Annotated in this window: 22 protein-coding genes; 8 read left to right on the top strand and 14 right to left on the bottom strand. The window is 68.3% G+C overall.

Translation table 11 applies throughout. The features are described 5' to 3' along the window. Positions 1–2: 2 nt before the first annotated feature. The 7 genes from SK571_RS37560 to SK571_RS37530 all read right to left on the bottom strand — a co-directional run bounded on the left by SK571_RS37560 (position 3) and on the right by SK571_RS37530 (position 7298). Positions 3–887, bottom strand: a complete 885-nt coding sequence (locus SK571_RS37560; protein ID WP_319988872.1) for an IS3 family transposase — start codon at positions 885–887, stop codon at positions 3–5. 2 nt (positions 888–889) lie between these two features. Continuing rightward, a complete protein-coding gene (locus tag SK571_RS37555; protein ID WP_406601937.1) occupies positions 890–1207 on the bottom strand; it encodes a transposase in 318 nt (105 codons plus the stop codon). A gap of 178 nt (positions 1208–1385) precedes the next feature. After that, positions 1386–3122 carry an LpqB family beta-propeller domain-containing protein gene (locus SK571_RS37550; protein ID WP_319988871.1) on the bottom strand — a complete coding sequence of 579 codons (1737 nt, stop codon included), beginning with the start codon at positions 3120–3122 and terminating at the stop codon, positions 1386–1388. Next, positions 3119–4873, bottom strand: a complete 1755-nt coding sequence (gene mtrB / locus SK571_RS37545) for an MtrAB system histidine kinase MtrB (RefSeq protein ID WP_319988870.1) — start codon at positions 4871–4873, stop codon at positions 3119–3121. The genes SK571_RS37550 and mtrB overlap by 4 nt, the downstream gene beginning before the upstream one ends. 10 nt (positions 4874–4883) lie before the next feature. After that, entirely contained in the window at positions 4884–5561 is a 678-nt protein-coding gene (gene mtrA / locus SK571_RS37540) for an MtrAB system response regulator MtrA (RefSeq protein ID WP_030471262.1), read from the bottom strand. 185 nt (positions 5562–5746) lie between these two features. Further along, on the bottom strand, positions 5747–6577 hold the full coding sequence (locus SK571_RS37535; protein ID WP_319988869.1) for an SAM-dependent methyltransferase: 831 nt from the start codon (positions 6575–6577) through the stop codon (positions 5747–5749). Positions 6578–6653: 76 nt separating this feature from the next. Then, positions 6654–7298 carry a dTMP kinase gene (locus tag SK571_RS37530; RefSeq protein WP_266039034.1) on the bottom strand — a complete coding sequence of 215 codons (645 nt, stop codon included), beginning with the start codon at positions 7296–7298 and terminating at the stop codon, positions 6654–6656. Positions 7299–7440: 142 nt separating this feature from the next. On the opposite strand from SK571_RS37530, the gene SK571_RS37525 reads away from it, so the two are divergent. Then, the gene (locus SK571_RS37525; protein WP_319988868.1) at positions 7441–8409 is read left to right on the top strand and encodes a hypothetical protein; all 969 of its coding nucleotides are present in this window, start codon (positions 7441–7443) and stop codon (positions 8407–8409) included. A 114-nt stretch (positions 8410–8523) separates the two neighbouring features. Here SK571_RS37525 and SK571_RS37520 read toward each other — a convergent pair whose 3' ends face one another. Beyond that, positions 8524–9996 carry a TerD family protein gene (locus tag SK571_RS37520; protein ID WP_319988867.1) on the bottom strand — a complete coding sequence of 491 codons (1473 nt, stop codon included), beginning with the start codon at positions 9994–9996 and terminating at the stop codon, positions 8524–8526. Positions 9997–10650: 654 nt separating this feature from the next. On the opposite strand from SK571_RS37520, the gene SK571_RS37515 reads away from it, so the two are divergent. Further along, a complete protein-coding gene (locus SK571_RS37515) occupies positions 10651–11505 on the top strand; it encodes a DUF5753 domain-containing protein (RefSeq protein ID WP_319988866.1) in 855 nt (284 codons plus the stop codon). After that, positions 11480–11656, top strand: coding sequence for a DUF397 domain-containing protein (locus tag SK571_RS37510; protein WP_319988865.1), 177 nt, complete (start codon positions 11480–11482; stop codon positions 11654–11656). The genes SK571_RS37515 and SK571_RS37510 overlap by 26 nt, the downstream gene beginning before the upstream one ends. On the opposite strand, the gene SK571_RS37505 is transcribed toward SK571_RS37510, so the two are convergent. The 5 genes from SK571_RS37505 to ahcY all read right to left on the bottom strand — a co-directional run bounded on the left by SK571_RS37505 (position 11640) and on the right by ahcY (position 15420). Then, positions 11640–12065, bottom strand: coding sequence for an Imm1 family immunity protein (locus tag SK571_RS37505; RefSeq protein WP_319988864.1), 426 nt, complete (start codon positions 12063–12065; stop codon positions 11640–11642). The genes SK571_RS37510 and SK571_RS37505 overlap by 17 nt on opposite strands. Further along, positions 12062–12421: a DddA-like double-stranded DNA deaminase toxin gene (locus SK571_RS46505; RefSeq protein WP_406602091.1), complete on the bottom strand. Its 360-nt coding sequence runs from the start codon at positions 12419–12421 to the stop codon at positions 12062–12064. Before SK571_RS46505 ends, SK571_RS37505 begins: the two co-directional genes overlap by 4 nt. 387 nt (positions 12422–12808) lie before the next feature. Beyond that, positions 12809–13270 (bottom strand): hypothetical protein, encoded by a 462-nt coding sequence (locus SK571_RS37495; protein WP_319988862.1) that lies wholly within the window; start codon positions 13268–13270, stop codon positions 12809–12811. 10 nt (positions 13271–13280) lie between these two features. Further along, positions 13281–13889: a hypothetical protein gene (locus tag SK571_RS37490; protein WP_319988861.1), complete on the bottom strand. Its 609-nt coding sequence runs from the start codon at positions 13887–13889 to the stop codon at positions 13281–13283. 67 nt (positions 13890–13956) lie between these two features. After that, positions 13957–15420 (bottom strand): adenosylhomocysteinase, encoded by a 1464-nt coding sequence (ahcY, locus tag SK571_RS37485; RefSeq protein WP_319988860.1) that lies wholly within the window; start codon positions 15418–15420, stop codon positions 13957–13959. Between the two features lie 302 nt (positions 15421–15722). On the opposite strand from ahcY, the gene SK571_RS37480 reads away from it, so the two are divergent. Genes SK571_RS37480 through SK571_RS37470 form a run of 3 tightly spaced genes read left to right on the top strand, consistent with a single transcriptional unit; the run spans position 15723 to position 18775 of the window. Further along, a complete protein-coding gene (locus tag SK571_RS37480; protein WP_319988859.1) occupies positions 15723–17924 on the top strand; it encodes a hypothetical protein in 2202 nt (733 codons plus the stop codon). A 1-nt stretch (position 17925) separates the two neighbouring features. After that, a complete protein-coding gene (locus SK571_RS37475) occupies positions 17926–18240 on the top strand; it encodes a hypothetical protein (RefSeq protein WP_319988858.1) in 315 nt (104 codons plus the stop codon). A gap of 10 nt (positions 18241–18250) precedes the next feature. Then, positions 18251–18775 carry a GNAT family N-acetyltransferase gene (locus tag SK571_RS37470; protein ID WP_319988857.1) on the top strand — a complete coding sequence of 175 codons (525 nt, stop codon included), beginning with the start codon at positions 18251–18253 and terminating at the stop codon, positions 18773–18775. On the opposite strand, the gene SK571_RS37465 is transcribed toward SK571_RS37470, so the two are convergent. Further along, on the bottom strand, positions 18768–19346 hold the full coding sequence (locus tag SK571_RS37465) for a TetR/AcrR family transcriptional regulator (RefSeq protein ID WP_319988856.1): 579 nt from the start codon (positions 19344–19346) through the stop codon (positions 18768–18770). The two genes, SK571_RS37470 and SK571_RS37465, sit on opposite strands and share 8 nt — an antisense overlap. Before the next feature lie 77 nt (positions 19347–19423). Here SK571_RS37465 and SK571_RS37460 point away from each other — a divergent pair, with 77 nt between their 5' ends. Both SK571_RS37460 and SK571_RS37455 read left to right on the top strand, forming a co-directional pair. Beyond that, complete coding sequence (locus SK571_RS37460) at positions 19424–19903, top strand: DUF2975 domain-containing protein (RefSeq protein ID WP_319988855.1); 480 nt, start codon at positions 19424–19426, stop codon at positions 19901–19903. Further along, positions 19903–20121 (top strand): helix-turn-helix domain-containing protein, encoded by a 219-nt coding sequence (locus tag SK571_RS37455; protein ID WP_030476549.1) that lies wholly within the window; start codon positions 19903–19905, stop codon positions 20119–20121. Before SK571_RS37460 ends, SK571_RS37455 begins: the two co-directional genes overlap by 1 nt. Positions 20122–20435 lie beyond the last annotated feature (314 nt).

Genomic DNA, 20435 nt, shown 5'->3' with positions numbered 1-20435 from the left:
GATCACGCTACCTGATCGACCGGGCGGTATCGGGTGGCTTCGTAGGTGGCGGGGCTGAGATAGCCGAGGCTGGAATGCCGGCGGCGGGTGTTGTACCAACCTTCGACATATTCGAAGATTGCCTTGTGCGCCTTGGCTTTCGTGGGCCAGGCCTGCCGGTCGAGCAGCTCGATCTTGATGGTGGAGAAGAACGATTCGGCGACCGCGTTGTCCCAGCACTGTCCCTTACGGCCGACGGAAAGCCGCACGCCGGCGTCGGCGGCCGCGCGGGCGTACTGATCCGAGGTGTATTGACAGCCCCTGTCGGAGTGGAAGATCACTCCTGGCTCGGGCCGGCGCTGGGTGACGGCGTTGCGCAGGGCGTGCTCGACCAGGTCGGTGCGCAGGTGATCGGCGGTGGCCCAGCCGACGACCCGCCGGGAGCCGAGGTCGATCACGGTCGCGAGGTAGAGCCAGCCTTCCCAGGTGTTGATGTAGGTGATGTCCCCGCACCATCTGCTGTTGATATCCCTTGCATCGCAAGAGAAATCCCGCTTGATCAGGTCGGCCGGGGTGGTCGCGGCCGGGTCGGGGATCGTGGTGGTGCGCCAGCGTTTCGGCGCCCGCCCGGCTCGGCCGGCCTGGCGCAGCAGCCGGGCGACGCGCTTGCGGGAGTGCCGGTGTCCCTGGTCCGCGAGTTCGGCGTGGATCCGCGGTGTCCCGTAGGTGCCGTTCGACCCATCGTGCACCTCGATGATCTTCTCGGTCAGCGCGGCATCGACGCGGGCGCGGGTGGACGGACCGGTGGCACGGTGGGTGTAGTAGGCGGCTCGGGAGACCTTGAGCAACTCGCAGGCACGCTTGACGTTGCCGCTGCCGGCGTTCTCCGCCTCGATGAACGGATACACGTTCACCGGGTCTCCTTCGCGAAGAAAGCCGTGGCCCGCTTGAGGATCTCCACGTCCTCACGCAGTCGGCGGTTCTCCCGCCGCAACGCGGCCAGCTCGGCTTTCTCGTCGCTGCTCAGCCCGCCGTCATCGCGGGTCCCGGCGTCACGCTCGGCCTGGCGGACCCACTCGCGCACAGCGGTCTCGGTCAGGTCGAAATCCTTCGCGACCTGCGCGATCGAGCGGTCACCACGCTGGCACTGCTCGACGATCTCCGCTTTGAACTCCGGGGTGAACGCACGACGAGGACGCCGGGGCTTGTTCGAGCCCGTGGTCTTCATAAGGACATCCTTCCAGGGACAGAACCCCTGATCTCGGATGTCCGTCAAAACGGGTCAGGCCCAATCCGGCCGCGTCAGCTCAGCCGGCCCAGCCACGTCAGCTCAGCCGGCCCAGCCGCGTCAGCGCGGCTACCCAAGCGCGTCAGCGCGGCTACCCGAACGAGTCGGCCCAGGCGCGTCAGCCCGGGTAGAACACCAGCGCCCCCGCAGGCACCCGGATCCCGCTCGACCTCCACACATCGGTGATGTCCGAAGCCGACCACAGCCCGGAAGGGTCCACCACCTGCACCTGACGCGCCGCCGCGGCCGCCACCGAACCGACGGGCACGTTGAGGTTCGACTGGCTGTAGCGGTCCATCTTGTAGCCGTCGGTGTAGACCTTGGTGACCGGCCACGAAGGCAGCGAGGAGGAGACCACCAGCACGTCCTGCGAGAGCCAGTCGATGGACTGCACGGCCGCGCCCAGGATCGACGGCTGCAGCTGCCGGGGTGCGCGGAGGGCCACGTCCTGGTTGTTGCGCACCACCGAGGCGATGTAGAGCTTGCCCGCGATCACCAGGGCGGCTCGGGTGCCGTCGCGGGAGAGGCGCAGTTCGCTGATCGAGCCGAACGGCATGATGTCGGTGATGTTGACGCCCTTGGCGGTCCAGCTGCCGTTGTCGGATCGGGTCACCCTGGTCACCGAGTTGCCGTTGACCGCCGTCCAGACCTCGGTGCCGGGCTCCTTCGGGCCGCTCGAGAGCTGCCAGGTCGGTCTCGACAGGGTGGTCGCGACCATGTCCACTTCGGACAGATCCTGTTCCAGCTCGCCCACTCGCAGCCGCATCCCGCCGCCGGAGCGGGAGACCACGGCGAGTCTTGAGCCGTCCAGGGACTGTGCGGCGGAGACGACGCTGTACGCGCCCGTGCCCGCTGGGCCCTTGATCGGGGCGCCGTCGGTCAGCGAGCGGACCGAGCCGTCCGCCACGATCATGCCCTGGAGGTTCGCGTTCAGCGCCAGCAGCGCCTCGCCTGCGGTCGCCGACACGTCGGACGGCCGGTAGTCGCGCTGGTCCGGCAGGATCTGCTGGCCGTCCACCAGGACGCGCACGCGGGACGAGGTGACGCCCGAGTAGGACTTCACGACCTGCGCGACGATCTGCTTGCGCTTCTCCGGGGTGAGGTCCTTGCCGACGTTGGTGAGGTTCACCTCGAGTGCGCCGTCGTCGGCCTCTCTCGTGTCCTCGAACTTGTCGGCGTCCGGGCCCAGCGCGCTCACGAGGGTGTCGCGCACGGCGTCGCCGGGACCCGCGATCAGCAGTTCGGTGACGCGGGTCGGGATGCTCGTCGCCGGCGGGATCACGACGTAGCGCGGGTCCGGCACCAGCACGGTGAACTCGGGGTTGTAGAAGTACAGCGTGATTCGGCGGTACGTGGTGTTGAACAGGTTCTGCGGCATGTAGATGCCCGCGGGCGGTTCGGAGATCCGCCACTGGTTCTCGCTGTTGCGCTCGACCTTCACCGGCTTCTGGAAGTCGCCGAGCTGCGGCACGAACGCGTTGTCGCTGCCGAGCCGGCCGACGTACTTGCCCTGCAGGATGACGGTCTGCGTCTTGTCCTGCGGCGCCTGCGAGGTCGGCACGGTGGAGAAGCCGGTCTCGATGATCGTGGGGTTCTTGGTGTCCCACGTCTTGCTGGCCTCCGGCGTCATGAACGCGCGGGCGGCCGCGTAGTTGTTGTCCGGGTTGGACGTGGCGTCGATGAAGTCGCGGACGAGCATGAACGGGTCGATGTTCTGCCGCGGCTCCGGTGCGGCGGGCGTGTTGGACGCCTTGTTGTCCTTCGACCCGATCGGCTTGGGCTGGGTGTTCGTCGGGATCGCGGCGCACCCGGCCAGGGTGACGAGCACGAGCACCAGCAACGCCAGCCGCTTCACCGCACTTCCTCCGAAACCTCGTCCGACGACGCGGGCGGCCCGTCCACGGGCTCCGCGGGCTGCCAGGTGATCTCCTCGGGCCGCAGCTCGATCTCGCCGGGCTCCTCGTGGACGATCGGCTCCTCGACGACGGTGACGGGGCCGTGCTCGATCGCGGGCGCCAGCGGCAGCGGGCTCTCGCGCAGCTCCTCACCGTGCCTGCGCGGCAACGTCAAGCGGAACACGGCACCGTGGCCGGGCTCGCCCCAGGCCTCCAGCCAGCCGCCGTGCAGGCGGGCGTCCTCCAGCGAGATCGAGAGACCCAGGCCGGTGCCGCCGGTGCGGCGGTTGCGCGACGGGTCGGCGCGCCAGAAGCGGCTGAACACCAGCTCGGCCTCGCCCTGGCGCAGGCCGACGCCGTGGTCCCGCACGGTGATCGCGACGGCGTCGTCGTTGCCGCGCATGGTGAGTTCGACCGGCTGGCCCTCGCCGTGGTCGATGGCGTTCGCGAGCAGGTTGCGCAGAATCCGTTCCACGCGGCGGGAATCGAGCTCGGCGACGAGCTCGTCGTCCGGCAGGTCCAGCACCACCGGCGAGTTGGCGCTCGTGGAGATGGCCCGCACCGAATCGTGCGCGCGTCGCGCCAGCACGCGGATGTCGACCTGGTCGGCGGTCAGTTCCTCGACACCGGCGTCCAGGCGGGAGATCTCCAGCAGGTCGCCCAGCAGCGACTCGAACCTGTCGAGCTCGTCCACCAGCAGCTCGGTGGAGCGGGCGAGCCCGGCGGGGAACTGTTCGCGCGAGGCGTGCAGGACGTCCGCGGCCATGCGCACCGTCGTCAACGGCGTGCGCAGCTCGTGCGAGACGTCGGAGGTGAACCGGCGCTGCAGCTGGCCGAACTCCTCCAGCTGCTTGAACTGCGCCTGGATCGACTCGGCCATCTCGTTGAACGACTCGGCCAGGCGCGCCACGTCGTCCTCACCGACGACGTGCATGCGTTCGTGCAGGGTGCCGTCCGCGAAGCGTTCCGCGACCTCGGCGGCCTGCCGCACCGGCCGCACCACCTGGCGCGTCACCAGGTTGGCGATCAACGCGAGCAGGACCAGCAGCACGATGCCGCCGACCGCCAGAGTCGACTGCACGACCTCGGCCGTGCGCTGCTCGGCGGTCAGCGGGAAGATCAGGTACAGCTGCATCGAGCGCGCGGACGTGCTGATCGGCAGGCCCACGACGAACAACGTGGTCTGCGCGCCGTCGCGCTGCACGGTGTGGATCTGGGTGCCGGAGCCGCCGTCCTCGACCATCTCGCGCAGCCCGCGCGGCACGTCGTCGAGCTTGCCCACGGACGGCACGCGCCCGGCGCCGGCGGAGCCCAGCCCGTCGGCCAGCACCGGTTCGAACGCACCGGCACCCGCCGTCGTGGCGTCCGTACCGGCGCCACCGACAGCGAGCTTGTTGATCGCGCTGGTGAACCGCGTCTGCACGCTGTCCGGGCCCGGGTTCAGACCGACCAGGTCGGACTGGATCAGGCTGCGCGAGGCCATGGCCTGGCGCACCGCGGCCTCGTCCTTGGTGTTCAGCAGCTGGTTGGTGATCTGCATCTGCAGCACCATGCCCAGCACGAACACCACGGCCGACGAGAGCGCGAGCGTGGACACGACGACGCGCAACTGCAGCGAACGACGCCAGAGATCACCAAACGCAGACCACCGCTTACGCGCTTCCTCGACGAGGAACTGCGCCTTCGCGATGGCCGGCCGCACGAACTTCATACGCCACCTGTCACGGAGGGCCGGCCTTGTACCCGACACCGCGGACAGTCAACACCACCTCGGGGTGTTCCGGGTCCCGTTCGACCTTGGAACGCAACCGCTGCACGTGGACGTTCACCAGACGCGTGTCGGCGGCGTGGCGGTAACCCCACACCTGCTCGAGCAGCACCTCGCGGGTGAACACCTGGCGCGGCTTGCGGGCCAGCGCGACGAGGAGGTCGAACTCCAGCGGCGTGAGCTGGATCGGCCTGCCCTCGCGCAGCACCTCGTGGCCGGGGACGTCGATCGTCAGGTCGCCGATCTGCAGCACCTCGGACGGCTCGGCCTCGGTGCGCCGCAGGCGCGCCCGGATGCGAGCCACGAGCTCCTTGGGCTTGAACGGCTTGACGACGTAGTCGTCCGCGCCGGACTCGAGGCCCAGCACCACGTCGACCGTGTCGCTCTTCGCGGTGAGCATCACGATCGGCACGCCCGACTCGGACCTGATCGCCTTGCAGACGTCGATGCCGTTCATCCCCGGCAGCATCAGGTCGAGCAGCACGAGGTCGGGCTTGAGCTCGCGCAGCGCGGGCAGGGCACGGGCACCGTCGGCGACCACCGCGGTGTCGAAGCCCTCCCCGCGCAACACGATCGTCAGCATCTCCGCCAGGGCGGGGTCGTCATCGACGACGAGCACGCGTGCCTTCATACCCAACATCGTTGCACTGCCGGTCGCGCGTTCGCGCACCGCCCACGTTCCGTTGCTGCTGGTGGCGATGTGCGCTCGTTCGGTAACCGGCCGGAACTGTCGTTCCACGTACCCCACCTCGCCCCGTTTGACCTGTTCGTCGCGGGAGTATCCGCGCGAGGATCACCTTTCGTTACCGGGCGCTCTCACGCCGTGCGAACGGCCGAAGCCAGCCAGATGCGCGCGTCACCCACCTTCCGGGGGTCGGTGATCGCCGGGACGGCGCGGTCGTGGCGCGCGGCCAGGTCGACCTGGTGCGTCACCGTCGCGTGCCAGCCGTAGCCGTCGAGCCATTCGACGGGGTCCTCCACGTCGGACCGCCAGCGGGCGTCCAGCGCGTCGAACCGCTGGTGCACGGGCTTCATCTGCGGCAACTCGCGGAAGGCGTGGTTGACGTGTTCGAGCGCGAGCGTGCTGCCACGGGCGGACAGCGCGCTCACCCAGTACAGGACCTGCTCGCCCGCGTCCGGCGGCAGAAACATGAAGAGGCCCTCCAGCAACCACGCCGTGGGCCTCTTCGGGTCGAATCCAGCTCGTATCAGCGCTGTCGCCCAGTCGTCCCGCAGATCACACGGGACGACGACGCGTTCACAGGCGGGCCGGGCGAGCTGGTCGCGCAGAGCGTCCTCCTTGAACTCGATCAGCTCGGGCAGGTCGAGTTCGAAGAGTGTCGTGCCCGGCGGCCATTGCAGCCGGAACGCTCTTGTGTCGAGGCCCGCCGCCATGATCACGACCTGGGGTTGCGGCGTGCCGAGGAGCTCGTCGTCGAAATACCGGGTGCGCAGGACGAAGTGGTCACCAGCGAGGGTCCGGACGCCGTTCAGGTCGCTCGCGGAGCCGGCGGCCTCCACGAGTCCTGCGGCCAGCGGGTCGTCGAAGAGGCGGCGGGGATGACATTGCTCGATGGCGCGGGCGGCAGCGATCAGCACCGCCGTACGGGCGACACCGACCGGGGTTCGCTGCAGTACACGCTTCAAATTGTGATCTCCTATTCACTCACAGTGACAAACCGGACACTCGATCGTGTCAATCGGTACGCACGTGAGCGACCACTCAAGGAGTGAAGAGTGGTTCCAGAAGCGAATGAAAGTTCACGTTTGACCGCCCATCGACCACTTGCCACGGGGCGAGCCAGCCGATGTTCGCCAATCCGTCGTAAACGACACCGCATCTGGCCTGCAACGAGCCATCGGATTCATAAATGTCCCTGGCGCGCGCCGCGTCGGCCTGCTCCCGCTTCGCCGCCCGCTCGGCCGCGACCTCCACGGGCACGCGCAGCAGCAGGTGAAGATCGGGAACGGGCAGCCCGAAGCGTTCGATCTCCAGCTCGTACACCCACCGCACGAACTCGCCGTGCTCGTCCTGGTGCAGCCGCGCGGCGCTGTACGCGGCACTCGACGCCACGTACCGGTCGAGCAGGACGACGTCGTGCTCCTCGAGGTCCTCGCGGATCTCGTCGGCCGCACCGCGCCGGTCGAGCGCGTAGAGGACGGCCATCCCGTAGACCGAGTCGCTCAGGTCGCCGAGCCGGCCGTAGAGGCCGTCGCGGACCAGGTCGGCGTGCACGCTGACGCCGTAGCGCGGGAACGCGTGGCTGGCCACGGTCCTGCCCTGAGCGGCCAGCGCCTCGGTCAATCCGTTGGCGAGGGTGCGCTTGCCGGCGCCGTCCAGACCTTCGATCACCACGAGCTTTCCCACGCCAGAACCCTAACGGGACCGGTTCCGGCCACTCACACGGCCGCAGCACGTCCCCCACACGGGCGAAATCCGATCTTTCGATCACCAGAACGAGTGACTACGGTGAACAGTCACACGGCGCGTGTGAAGGGTAGGTGCCGCGGTGACCGCGGATTCCGGGCACGCCGGGTCGGTCGACGAACCGATCGGGCACCCGACCGGGGGTCTGCCGACCCCCCTGGCCGAGACGCTGCGCTACGGGCCGTTCCACCGCGCATTGCGCGAGTCGATCGCCCACCGGGGCCTCTCGCTGGCACGGCTGCGCGCACATCTCGAACAGCTGGGTGTCCAAGTTGGCCAGTCGACGCTCTCGTACTGGCAACGCGGCTTGCGCCATCCCGAGGTGCCACGCGCCATCAGCACAGTGCGCGCGCTGGAGACCGTGCTGCGCCTGCCGCCGTCGTCCTTGTTGGACCTCATCGGCCCGCGCCACGCGAACACCTACGCGCCGCGGCCGGTCGCGACCTGGCCCGACCACGCGCCACTGCTGGCAACGTTCGACTCCGTACCAGAGGCCGCCCGGGGCAACGCCGACCTCGAAGTGCTCTCCGTGCACGACACCGTCCAGATAGGCATGCACCGCGAGCAGCGGTCCATCACCACACGGCTCGTCGTGCGCGCGGTGCGTCAGGGACCGGACAGGTACCTGGCGACGCACCACGGCGACGACGGCTCGTTGATCGAGAACGCGATGGTGAGAGCCGGCGAAGGCTGCCGGCAGGGGCGGCTGCGCCGGGAAAGCGCTTCCCGCAACCTCGCCGTGGAGATGCTGTTCGACCGGCGGCTCGCGGCGGGCGAGGAGCACGTCTTCAGCTTCACGATCACCGACGACACCGGCAACGCGACCCCCGGCCACCACCGGACGTTCCGCGACACCTGCGGCTCGTACCTCGTGCAGCTCTCGTTCCACCGGAGGGCGATGCCCGCGCGCTGCATGAAGCAGTTCCTGGCCTCTGCCGACGCGACGCCGGTCGACGTCGACGAGCTGGTGTGCGGGCTCGGCGGCGTCGTCAGCGCGTACTTCGGCGACGTCGGGCCGGGGATCGCGGGCATCGCCGTCGAGTGGAGCTAGGGGCGAGGAAAGCGAGAGGGCTAAAGACCGGCGCTCCGAAGAGCATTCCGGTTCCCAATTTTAGAAGGAAGCTCTCTCATAGCCTCGCGTCAGCCACGTTAGCAGTGATGCGGGTCAGTCCGACAGCAGTTTCCCGAGTTCCGCCACTGTGGTGACGGTTCCGGTTTCGTCCTGTGCCAAACCGATTCGCAGCACCGGAGCGTCCTTTGTGGATGCCTTTCGCGCGAACAGGTCCCGCAACCGCGCCACGGTGAAGTACCTGCGCCGCAACGCAGCCGCGGCGATCAGCTTCACGACGTCGCGGTTCTCCTCGACGCGGTTGCCCCACGACGTGCCACGCAGGTAGAGGTGCAGCCACGTGCCGAACCAGGAGTCGCCCTCCCGTTCGAACATGATCGGCAACGCGACCTTTCCCCTGCCACGCATGGAAGAACGCGCCCGCACCGTGCTCGGCTCGAACGGCTTGCCCATCTGGTCGAGGTCGCGGCTCATGAACCCGAACATCGACTCGGCGACCTCGTCGAACCCCTCACCGGAGTAGATGTTCACCTGCGGCACCACGTACTTCGCCTTCATCGCGTCGCGGTGCAGGTCGATGAACTCCGTCGCGCCATCAGAAGCGTCGGTGAGGTCACCCGAGTAGTAGGCGCCGGCCTGCTTGAACTGTGTCCACGAAACCTGCCCCTTGTACTCGAAGTTCTTGTCGAGCAGCACTGCGGACAGGTCGTAGTCGGTCCGCTTGACCTGCTGCCGCCAGTGCACGAAGAACCGCAGCACGTCGCCGCCGAACCAGAGCTTCGACCCGCGCGGAAGCACGCCGAAGCCCTCCTCAGTACCGGAGACCGGCACCACGACGTCGAGCACCTCGTCGTCCACGACCAGCTCCGAGTAGTCCGGAAGCCTGCGGACCAGCTCGTTCTCGACCACCTCGACGATCGCCGCGACCGCCTGGGGATCGAGCGGCTCGCGGGCGTCATCGGCGATCCACACCCTGCGGGCACGGGTCGCGAAGATGCGCGCGGTGTCCGGCGTCGTGCGGTTCGACAGGTGCTCCAGCACCGAGACGAGCACGCGGCTGGACACCTCCGGCACCGCGGCCTCGACGCGCGCGGCGAGGTTTCCGGCACCGTTGCGGAGCAGCCTGTCGAGCTGCCGCAGCAACAGCCCGGGCGCCTTGGCCAGGATCTCGGCGGCACGGTCGGCGTCGTTCTGCGCGAACGCCAGCTCGACCTGCCCGGCGAACGACCGCGCGACCTTCTCCTTGCGCGCCACCGCGAACACGTCCTGTGCCCGCTCGAACGGGTACTCGTGCGGGTGCAACCGCTCACCGAGCCGCTTCCACGCCTCGCGGTGCTGCCCGACGTCACCGAGCTTGCTCTCCGCCACCTCGTTCAACGCGCCGAGCAACGCCCTGCGCTCAGGCCGGCGGAACGACCGGAAGCGCGTCGGTTCCACGAGCGTGACGTCTCCCCCGGACGCCTCGGCCGCGAGCCGCAGCACGTCGGTGACGGTGTCGATGTCCTGGAGCGGCCGCTGCGCCACCAGCCGGGCGGCGTTGAGGATCGCCCGGTTCTCCCGGACGGGCACGTCCAGTTCGCCGTCCGGGCAGAGCAGGCCAGCTCACCGAGCAACGCCCTGTCGTTCTCCGCCAACGGAATCGGACTCGTGGCGAGCTCTTCGAAGAGGCGCTGCGCCTCCTCTTCGAGCGTGCCACCGAGGTGCACGAGCGTGATGCGGTCCTTCAACGACGGGATCAGCTCGTCGTGCACCCGCAGCATCTCCTCGTAGGAGTGCTGGACCCGGCCGTACTTCGGCAGGTCGAGGAGGTTGTTCGTCGGTGCGATGCCCTGCTCCAGCGCGTCCCGCAGGCACTCCCACCAGAACGCGAGCGTGTCCGGCACGTTGTGCGGGAACTCCTTGAAGTACGGGTTGTGCTGCCCGCGCGCACCGATCAGCTCCTTGACCGCGCGCACGACCTCCGCCGCGAACTCCTCGGCGCCGGCCAGGCCGGAGACGTGTTCGAGCAGCTCCCGCGAGGCCTTGAAGCCCGACCTGATCAGCGCGGCGTCCAGCTGCCTCGCGACAGCGGCACCGTCACCCGGCGCACCGTCCGAAGTGGGCACACGCAGGGTCTTCTTGATGATGGTCGTCCGCACCTGGTCAGTAAAACCCGCACGTCAACGCAATTCCACCCGTTTGGGCACGATGTTGTTCGGGCTCCAACGCCTAACGTCAGACTGCATGAACGGTGATCCGTCCACCCCCTACAGCCGCGACCTGGGCGACGAGCTGCGCCAGATCCGCGAGAGCTTCACGACGTTCCGCGGGCGGAAGATCGCCAAGATGCTCGGCTGGGACCCCGGCAAGGTCTCGAACATCGAGCACGGCAAGGTGCGCGCGACCGAGATCGACATCATCCAGTATCTCGGGCGTTGCGGCCGCAGCCAGGTCTTCATCGAGGACTTCCTGAGGCGATACCGCTCCGCCTTCGACCTCTACTTCGTGCAGGTCCCGGACATCCTGCGCACAATGACCCTGGCCGAGTCGTGCGCCGACAAGATCACCAGCTACGACCTGACGTACATACCAGGCCTGTTGCAGACCGAGGACTACGCGACGGCGCTGTACGTGGCTCGCGGCATTCTGACGCCGGAGAAGATCGAGACGGCCGTGCGTTTTCGGGTGGAACGACAGGCGATCCTGCAACGGCACAACCGGCCGACGTGCGTCTTCTACGTCCATGAGAACGCTCTGCGGCTCAAGGTAGGCAGTGACCAGATCATGGAAGACCAGCTCATGAGGTTGCTCTTCCACACGCACGTCATCCGGATCGTGCCCGCAGCGAGCGGTCCGGCCGGAATCCTGCTCACCAACTACGTGCTGTGGGGATACGAGAAGCGCGGCGACGTCGCCTTCACGGAGTCCGACCTCGCGATGGTGTTCGTGCAGGACGAACTCGGCGTCAAACGCTGCAAGTCGATCTTCGCGCAGCTGGATGCCATAGCGCTGGATGAGGAACAATCGCGGTCGATGGTGGCGGATCTCGCCAGTCGATCGCGGGAGGACCTCAATGACCGGAAACTGCACCTGGCGTAAGAGCAGCTACAGCGGTGGCGACTCCGTCGAAAGCAACTGCGTCGAGGTGGCGTTCGCCCAAGCCGTGCGCGTGCGCGACTCCAAGAACACCGCAGGCCCCGAGCTGGAGTTCAGCGTCGAGGCCTGGCAGGGATTCATCGAAGCTCGGTAGCCGCTTGCCACGACAAGCCCTCGGGCCGCGTTCCCTCGTTCGCCAGCAGCTCCCGCAGGGCGTGCCGTACCACGTCGAGTGGCACCTCCGAGTCAGCCGGGAACTCGTGCGCCGTGCCGTAGTACAGGTAGCGGACGCCGTCCGGGTTGACCTGTTCCCCCTTGCTGAACCACTCGCCGTCATCACCGGCGTAGCGAACAGCGCCGAGCGCGCTGGCCTGGTCAACGCCGACCACCAACTCGTGTGTCGGATCCTCGTCGGCGGACTCGTCCACGGCGTAGACCGTCGCCGACTGGTAGTCCGGCCCTGCGTTCGGCAGCTCAGTGAGAAAACCCTCGATGTCGTCGTCGGTGCGCAACAGACTCACGCCCGCGCCGTGCTTGTACGAAGCCTCCAAGACATAGCTCATGTCTGGGCTTCCTTTCCCCGGTAGGTCTGCTCGCCGCCCGGCCAGTGAATCGTCACGGTTTGACCTGGTTTGAGGATTCTCGACAGAAGGCGGTCGCACGACCATCGGCCTTCGTTGCAGGGTTCGTTGTTGACGGCGAGCGTAACGTGCTTCGCAGCCAGTCCACGGAGAGCCGCAGCGAGCTTGACCTCGACGTGGGCCGCCACCCACAAGGTGCCACGAGCAGGACCGATTCGGAGTTCTGCCAACACATCGCGGGCCTGCTGCCAGTCGTGCGCGCCACTGACGATGTCGTGTTCAACGCCATTTTCATCGACCCAGATCCCTGACGTCTTGCCGCCCTCCCGCTCGGGCAGTTTGCCCAGCAGGCTTGTCCCCTGAGGTCGGCTGGGAACAGGTGAACGGGTCCGAGCACCTCACTCGTCCGGCCGCTTCCCTCCAAGCGGTTGGCCGCACCGGTCACGCCGGTGTGAATCGCGGACAGCTGACGTTGCAGCTGATCAATCCCACTGATGACCTGGCTGAAGCAGTCGAGCACCCGGTGATTCGGCCTGGCCACTTCCCGCCGAGACCTGCTCGATGAGGCTGCGGGCCTCCTCAGCGGCGTCGAGGGCATCTGCCAGTTCCGTGAAAGGCAGGCGCTCCAAGCTTGCGCGTAGCGCTGCGATCACGTCTCCGAGTGTCGCCAAACACCCTCCCCAGCCAGGGCAAGTACACCTGGCCGGCGTTGAGCGGGCAAGGCGTCAGCTGAGCCCGTCCGGCACCGGCAGGTCCAGCGCAGCGAGGAACCGCCGAGTCTTGACCTCGACGAACACCTCACCGTCGTCGATCTCGTCGATGTCCTCGGACTCGGCCCACTCGAACGCGTTCGGGTCCTCGTCCTCGGCCAGGAACGCGAGCAACTCGGCCTGCTTGGCCGGAACGTCACCGCCGGAGTTGAGCAACGCCCACCACTCGGCCAGCCCCGCGGCCTCCCGCAGGACGTCGGTCGGGTCGGAGGCGCTGGGGTTCTCGAAGTACGTGCGCGGCGTCAGCCCCAGGTAGGCGACACCGGACCCGGTGCCGGCCGGGGCGTAGACGACCGAGGTGATGTCGCTGTCGTGGATGTCGATCCACAGGAACGGCTCGGCGAGCGGCGGCAGTTCGCCCTCGGACAGCGTCTTCCAGGAGCCGTGCTCGTAGGCGTAAGTGCCGAAGAAACCCACTGACCAATCCTTAGCTGATCTCGACGCCGCTGATCGACGTGCCCGCCGGGAGGTCCTTGACCTTCGCCCACAGCTGCCCGTGGACCGACCAGTAGACCTCCTCGTCGACCACCTCGAGATTCTCCACCGCCTCCGCACCGCCCAGGAACACTGGTGTCCTGAACCCGACGCACGCTCCGGCCGGGGTGCGCTCCGGGTGCAGTGCGCGCCAGGCGCCGAAGAGGTGCTGGGCGAGGAAGGTGCCCGGGTCGTCGACCATGTACTCGTCGAGCAGGTCCGGGATGACGCAGTCGAGCTCGTAGACGTCGCCGACAGCGGAGTCGAGCAGGAGCAGCAGTGCGTTGCGGTGCAGGTCGAGCGCGTACAGGCGGCCCAGCCAGTCCTGGGCGAACGGGCGGATGCGCGGCGCCCACTCCGGCCACATCGCGTTCGCCAGGCTCTGGGCGCGGCGGGCCTCGTCGTCGGTGAAGACGCGGAGGATGCCGTCGCCGAACGACAGTCCCGCGGCCATCGTGACCAGCTCGGCCAGGCCCGGGACCTGGCGCAGCGGTGCGATGGTGGCGGGTGGAGACGCCTCGCCCGCGTCGAGCGGGTACAGCGCGGTGAAACGGTCGAACACTTCAGGTCCCCCCCAGCAACAGCGACGAGCCCCCGCCTGTGCAGGCGGGGGCTCGTCGAGGCAGAGATCAGTAGCGGTAGTGCTCCGGCTTGAACGGGCCCTCGACGTCGACGTCGATGTACTCGGCCTGTTCCTTGGTGAGCTTGGTCAGCTCGCCGCCGAGCGCCTCCAGGTGGATGCGCGCGACCTTCTCGTCCAGCACCTTGGGCAGGCGGTAGACCTCGTTGTCGTACTCCTTGTACTTGGTGAACAGCTCGACCTGAGCGATCACCTGGTTCGAGAAGGAGTTCGACATCACGAAGGACGGGTGGCCCGTGGCGTTGCCCAGGTTCATCAGGCGGCCCTCGGACAGCACGATGATCGTGCGGCCCGACGGGAAGATCCACTCGTCGACCTGCGGCTTGATGTTGTTCTTGCGGATGCCGGGGTAGCGCTGCAGGCCGGCCATGTCGAGCTCGTTGTCGAAGTGGCCGACGTTGCCCAGGATCGCCTGGTGCTTCATCTGCGACATGTGCTCGACGGTGACGACGTCCTTGTTGCCCGTCGTCGTGATGATGATGTCCGCGATCGGCAGGACCGACTCGAGCTTCGCGACCTGGTAGCCGTCCATGGCGGCCTGCAGGGCGCAGATCGGGTCGATCTCGGTGACGATGACGCGGGCACCCTGGCCGCGCAGGGACTCGGCCGAGCCCTTGCCGACGTCGCCGTAACCGCAGACGACCGCGACCTTGCCGCCCATGAGGACGTCGGTGCCGCGGTTGATGCCGTCGATCAGCGAGTGGCGGATGCCGTAGCGGTTGTCGAACTTCGACTTGGTGACGGCGTCGTTGACGTTGATGGCCGGGAAGAGCAGCTCACCGGCGGCGGCCAGCTGGTACAGGCGCATGACGCCCGTCGTGGTCTCCTCGGTGACGCCGCGGATGCCCTCGGCGATGTTCGTCCACTTCTTGCCGTCCTTCTCGAGCGACGCGCGGAGCGTGTCGAGAACGATCGTGTACTCCTCCGAGTCGTCCTCGGTGGCCGCCGGCACGACACCGGCCGCCTCGTACTGGACGCCCTTGTGGACGAGCAGGGTGGCGTCGCCACCGTCGTCCAGGATCATGTTCGGGCCCTTGCCGTCCGGCCAGGTGAGCATCTGCTCGGCCGTCCACCAGTACTCCGGCAGGGTCTCGCCCTTCCAGGCGAAGCAGGCGACGCCCTTGGGCTCCTCCTCCGTGCCGTGGGGGCCGACGACGACGGCAGCCGCCGCGTGGTCCTGCGTCGAGAAGATGTTGCAGGAGGCCCAGCGCACCTCGGCGCCCAGGTCAACCAGGGTCTCGATGAGGACGGCCGTCTGGATCGTCATGTGCAGCGAGCCGGAGATGCGGGCACCCTTGAGCGGGTACACCCCGGAGTACTCGCGGCGGAACGCCATGAGGCCGGGCATCTCGTGCTCGGCCAGCCGGATCTCCTTGCGACCGAACTCGTGGAGCGACAGGTCGGCCACTGCGAAGTCGATGCCGTTGCGGGTCTGCAACCGGTCCGCGGTCATTGCGAAGTCCTCCAAGGCACTTCAGAGAGGGTGTCGTCCGACCATACCGCCCGCTGATGCACCACTATGGCCCCCACGTTGGGTGAGGGAGGTCTCGGGTGTTGCTTACCGGCCCGGACACACGTGTCGTCGAACTGCGCGTCCACGGCGTCCAAGGAACGACGCCGCAGACGCTCGTCGACGCCGTTGCGGCCGTGGACGTTGCGGGGGACGGACTCGGACGAATCGTGCGTCCGGCCGACAGACTCCGCAGGCCCGCGCCTGGACCAGTCTTGCAGACTGAAGGTCGTCCCATCCCCCGCGTGGTCGAGGGGTATCTGTGGGGCGGGATGACGTCCGGTGGTGTGGCCAAGGCCACGTGGGCGCTGCTCTTCCCGTTCAGCATCGCGAACGTCGCGCACTGGATGCTCCCTCCCGTCCCGGAGCAGAACCTGCCCGCTCACCTGCTCGGAATCGGCCTGCGGTCGTTGTTGCGGGTGTTCGCGCTGCTGCTGACGGCGTTGCTGGTCGCGCAGATCTCCGTGGTCAGCCTGGACCTGCTCGCCGCCCAGTGCCTGCGGCCCGCTACCGCGTGTTTGACCAGCATTCCGGGCGACGTGCGCGCCTTTCCCTGGTTCCGGACCTTCCTGGGGTTGCTGCCGATCCTGGTGGTGATCGCGGTGATGCGGCGCGTCTCGCACGTCGAGTGGCGGATCGAGCGCAAGGAGATCGCCGACGCCGAGGAGCAGGACAGGCAGCCCGCGTCCGGACTGCCCGGCGCGCACGTGGCGACGGACCCGGACACGCCGGCGTTGCGGTCGCTGCACGTCGTGACCGCGCTCGCGGTGACGTCGCTGATCGCGCTGGGCGGGCCGTTGCAGCAGCTCACGGCCGCCGGCGGCATGGGCGTCGCGATCACGGCGGCGTGGACTGTGTCGCTGGTGCTCATCGGTGTGTCCGTGCTCGGTGTCTTGTTGTTGGACGACCCGACGGGCGGTGCACCTCATCGCGGCGGACGGTGGCTGCGCGCGGCGTTGAGCCGCAAGCCGCGGCGGCTGCTGCTGGTGTTCTCCGTGCTTCTGGTGCTGACGACGCTGGGGCTGCAGGAGCAGCTGCCGTTGCGGGTGCCCGGCGCGGACGTGACCGTGCAGGTCGTGGCGCTGCTGATGGCATTCGTGCTGGTGCTGTTCGGGCTGATGCTGGTGCCCGCGGCGCTGCTGGCCCGCAAGACGTGGCGCTCGTTGCCGCGCGAACTGCGGCCGTGGGCCGGCGGCTGGTTCGCGGCGCCGGTGCTGGCGATCGCCGGGCTGCTCGGCGGCGGCTTCGGCGCCGGGGTGGCGTTGCCGGTGCGCAAGGCGCTGGGCGACGACCTGGACCTGCCGGTCGGGTACAGCTACATCACTCTGCTGTGGGGCGTGGCGGGAGCGTTGGCGCTGCTGAGCATCCTCGCGGTGGCCTCGTTCACCGGTGCCGTGCGGTGGCGGGCGTTCCGCAAGGGCAAGGTGTGGGCGCGTGAGGCTTCGCTGCTGCACTCCGGCCGGATGCGCGACCTCCGCATGGCGACGCGGGCGTGGTGGTGGGCGCGCTGGGAACGCAACCACGGCCATCACATGATCCTGATCGTCGCGTCCGTGCTGGTGGTCGGCGCCGTGCTGGCCTCCCTGCAGCGGTTGCGCAACGTAGAGCTGGCTTCGTGGACGTACCCGTTCTCCGCGTTCGGCGTGTTCGTGCTCGGTCTGCTGGCCGTGTCGTTGCTGCGTGCGGTGTACCTGGCGGCGCGGCAGCCGGAGTCGGGGCGGCGGCTCGGGATCATCGCGGACATCGCGCAGTTCTGGCCGCGCGAGGCGCATCCGATCGTGCCGCCCTGCTACGCGCTGAAGGTCGTGCCGGAGCTCGTCGCCCGCGTGCAGGACCACCTGCGCGACCCCGGCACCCGCGTCGTCCTCTGCGGCCACTCGCAGGGCTCCCTGCTGGTCGCCGTCGCCGCTGCCCGCCTGCTGGAGGACCTGCCTCCGCACGACCGCGAACGGATCGGCCTGCTCACGGCCGGTTCGCAGCTGCAGTGGGCCTACCCGCGGGCGTTCCCGGCCGTCGTGCCCCACGCGTCGCTGGCCCGGCTGGCCGGCGGGCTGGACGGACGCTGGCGCGCGCTGTGCCGGGGCACGGACCCGCTGGGCGGCGCGGTGACGACGTGGCGGCGGCAGGTGTTCGACGGCATGTTGCTCGGCGTCGGCTACCGGGAGGACGGCTCGGAGGGTGCCTTGGCGCCTGCTCTGCGCGGGCCCACCGGGGCGCTGGTGCTGGGTGGCGACCACTGGTTGCCGGATCCGCAGCGGGGGCCGTTCCCCGGACGGCGGTGGCGGTCCGGGGTGTCGGCGCACTCGGACTACACGTCGGACCCGGAGTGGGATCGGGCGGTGGCTATCGCGGCGGGGCTGTTGCAGGTGGACGCGCCGGAGTCGCCTTCGCTGCCGTTCGCGCGGAAGCCGGAAACCCGGTCGCGGGACGCGTTGGGCGGCTCCTGACGTGAGGGAGCACATCGACGACCCCATGGCGGAAGCGGTGATCAGATGGCGGACGGCGGAGCAGGGCGGGCGGCGATCCGGCCCGCCCACGGCCCCCGTCTACATGGCCACGGCGGTGTTCACGCCGGGTGACGCGCACATCAGCGTCCTGATCGAACAGCTCGACGTGCGCGAGGACGGAAGCCGCACCTGCAAGATCGACTTCCTCGTGCGCGAACTGGCCAGGCCCGCTCTGGTCCCCGGCGCGAGGATGCTGGTGATGGAAGGCCCCAGGGTGGTGGCGGAAGCGGACGTCCTGGTCGTCCACGCTGGGTAGTCTGCGGACCATGCTGACCGGTGATCTTGTCCGACTGCGGCCCGTCGAGCCGGAGGACGCCGACGCGCTCCACCGCTGGCACAACGACGAGGAGGTCATGCGCTGGCTGCAGAGCTACTACCACACGTCGCAGGCGTCCACGCGCAAGCGAATCGCCGACCGCCAGGAGAACTCGTACGAGAAGGTCACCCTCTGCATCGAGACCCTGAAGGACGGCAAGCTCATCGGCATCGTCGCGCTGCGGGACGCTGATCCGATCAACGCACGGGCCGAGGTCGACATCTACATCGGCGAGAAGGACCACTGGGGTGGCGGCTACGGCACCGATGCCCTGCGCACGGTGTGCCGGTACGGGTTCGACACCATGCGGCTGCACTCGATCGAACTCGGCGTCGTGGAGGCGAACGAGCGCGCGATCAAGTCCTACAAGAAGGTCGGTTTCCAGGTCGACGGGCGGTTCCGGCAGTCGTTCTTCCGCGACGGCGAGTGGCACGACTCGCTGCTGATGTGCGTGCTGAAGGACGAGCTCACCTGAGGGCGGGCGCGAGGTGGCCGATCGCCTCGCGCAGGTGGTCCTCGACCGAGGCCGCCGAGACCACGACCAGTCCGGACGGGCGCAGGTCGACCCACCGCTGCACGGCGAGGCGGGCGGCCGCGGAGACCGCCGCGGCCAGCACCTCGGCGCCGTGGCCGGACTTGCCGAGCCTCGAAGCGATCACGTCGGCGATCGGCGGTTCCAGGTCCGCCACCGCGTCGAGGTAGGCCGCGCGCAACGCCGGGGTCGAGGTGATCAGCGCGAGGGCCTCGGTCGGTGGTTCGCGGTACTGCTCGGCGAACGCGGCGACGATCGAGTCGACCAGGGGCTCGGCGGAGGGCCTGGCCCGCAACGCTTCCGCGACCCGGAGGGCGCGCGTGGCCGTGATGCCGGCGACGATCGCGTGCTCTCGGCTGGCGAAGTAGTTGTTGTAGGTGCGCGGCGAGACGTTCGCCGCCTCGGCGATCTCGTCGACGCGCACCTCGTCCACGCCCTTCTCCAGGGCGAGCCGCAGTGCGGCGGCCGACAGCGCCGCTCGGGTCTCGGTCTTCTTGCGCTCGCGCAGTCCCACGGCGATCACTGTAGAGACCTGTTGCGACACGATCACTACCGATTGACTTTCGATAGATCACTACCGATACTCGATGCATGATTTCTGAACGTTGGGCGGTGACGGCGCTCCGGGTGTTCCTGGTGGCGCTGTTCGGGATCCTCGTGATGCTGGAGACGTTCTCGATCCCCGGCCAGTACGCGCACATGGCTCAGCAGAACCCGGACGAGGCCCATCTGAGGTGGCCCTCGACGATCGTGTCGATCTTCTGGATCGTGTGCGTGCAGGTGGTGATCGTGGCCACCTGGAAACTGCTCACGTTGGTGCGCAAGGATCTGATCTTCACCGAAGGTGCGATCAGGTGGGTCAACGTGATGGTGTGGGCGATCGCCGCGGCGTGGGCCGTGCTCGTGGGCGTGTTCATCTGGGTCGGCGTCAACGCCGACGACCCTGGTGTGATCGTGTTGTTCTTCCTGTTCACGTCGGCGGTCTCGGTGGTCGGGCTCGTGCTCGTGGTGATGCGGGCGCTGCTCAAGCGCGCCACGGAACTGCGGGCTGACATGGAATCGGTGATCTGATGGCCATCGTCGTGCGCATCGACGTCGAGCTGGCCAAGCGCAAGATGAGCGTCGGCGAGTTCGCGGAGAAGGTCGGGCTGACGCCCGCCAACGTCGCGGTGCTGAAGAACGGGCGCGCGAAAGCCGTGCGGTTCAGCACCCTGGAGGCCATGTGCCGGGTGCTGGAGTGCCAGCCCGGCGATCTCCTCGAGTTCGTGGACGACGAGGAGTCCGCCTAGCCCCAATGCCGATCGGTTAGGTATTACGGCTGGTCAAATGCCTCGTGGCGGACTCTTCCTGGGAGTGCGGCAGGCGTCTGACCGCAGTGCGGTCGACGCGGCGGCCCAAGATCACTTGCGGGAGCGCTCTCAAGGCTGCGAACAGCCCGGTTGGTGGTAGTTATGCGCTCGATGATCATGAGTTGGTAGTACTTGCAGACGCCCGGTTCGCTGGGAGAGCGCGCACATCGAAATCGGCATGACCGCTCGAATGCGCGACACGCGGCTCGTCGAGGGCCACAGCCTGCGCATACCCCTCAACCGACCGGCATTGC

Source organism: Lentzea kristufekii (genome assembly GCF_033949925.1).
In the GTDB taxonomy this organism is placed as follows: domain Bacteria; phylum Actinomycetota; class Actinomycetes; order Mycobacteriales; family Pseudonocardiaceae; genus Lentzea; species Lentzea kristufekii.
Note: the sequence above shows the minus strand (reverse complement) of the source record. Positions and strands in the feature narration are given on the sequence as shown.

What these genes read in the sequence shown, in the direction of transcription:
- SK571_RS37555 (WP_406601937.1), bottom strand. Translation starts at nt 1,207, where the DNA reads ATGAAGACCACGGGCTCGAACAAGCCCCGGCGTCCTCGTCGTGCGTTC.
- mtrB (WP_319988870.1), bottom strand. Translation starts at nt 4,873, where the DNA reads ATGAAGTTCGTGCGGCCGGCCATCGCGAAGGCGCAGTTCCTCGTCGAG.
- mtrA (WP_030471262.1), bottom strand. Translation starts at nt 5,561, where the DNA reads ATGAAGGCACGCGTGCTCGTCGTCGATGACGACCCCGCCCTGGCGGAG.
- SK571_RS37515 (WP_319988866.1), top strand. Translation starts at nt 10,651, where the DNA reads ATGAACGGTGATCCGTCCACCCCCTACAGCCGCGACCTGGGCGACGAG.
- SK571_RS37510 (WP_319988865.1), top strand. Translation starts at nt 11,480, where the DNA reads ATGACCGGAAACTGCACCTGGCGTAAGAGCAGCTACAGCGGTGGCGAC.
- SK571_RS37505 (WP_319988864.1), bottom strand. Translation starts at nt 12,065, where the DNA reads ATGAGCTATGTCTTGGAGGCTTCGTACAAGCACGGCGCGGGCGTGAGT.
- ahcY (WP_319988860.1), bottom strand. Translation starts at nt 15,420, where the DNA reads ATGACCGCGGACCGGTTGCAGACCCGCAACGGCATCGACTTCGCAGTG.
- SK571_RS37470 (WP_319988857.1), top strand. Translation starts at nt 18,251, where the DNA reads ATGCTGACCGGTGATCTTGTCCGACTGCGGCCCGTCGAGCCGGAGGAC.
- SK571_RS37460 (WP_319988855.1), top strand. Translation starts at nt 19,424, where the DNA reads ATGATTTCTGAACGTTGGGCGGTGACGGCGCTCCGGGTGTTCCTGGTG.
- SK571_RS37455 (WP_030476549.1), top strand. Translation starts at nt 19,903, where the DNA reads ATGGCCATCGTCGTGCGCATCGACGTCGAGCTGGCCAAGCGCAAGATG.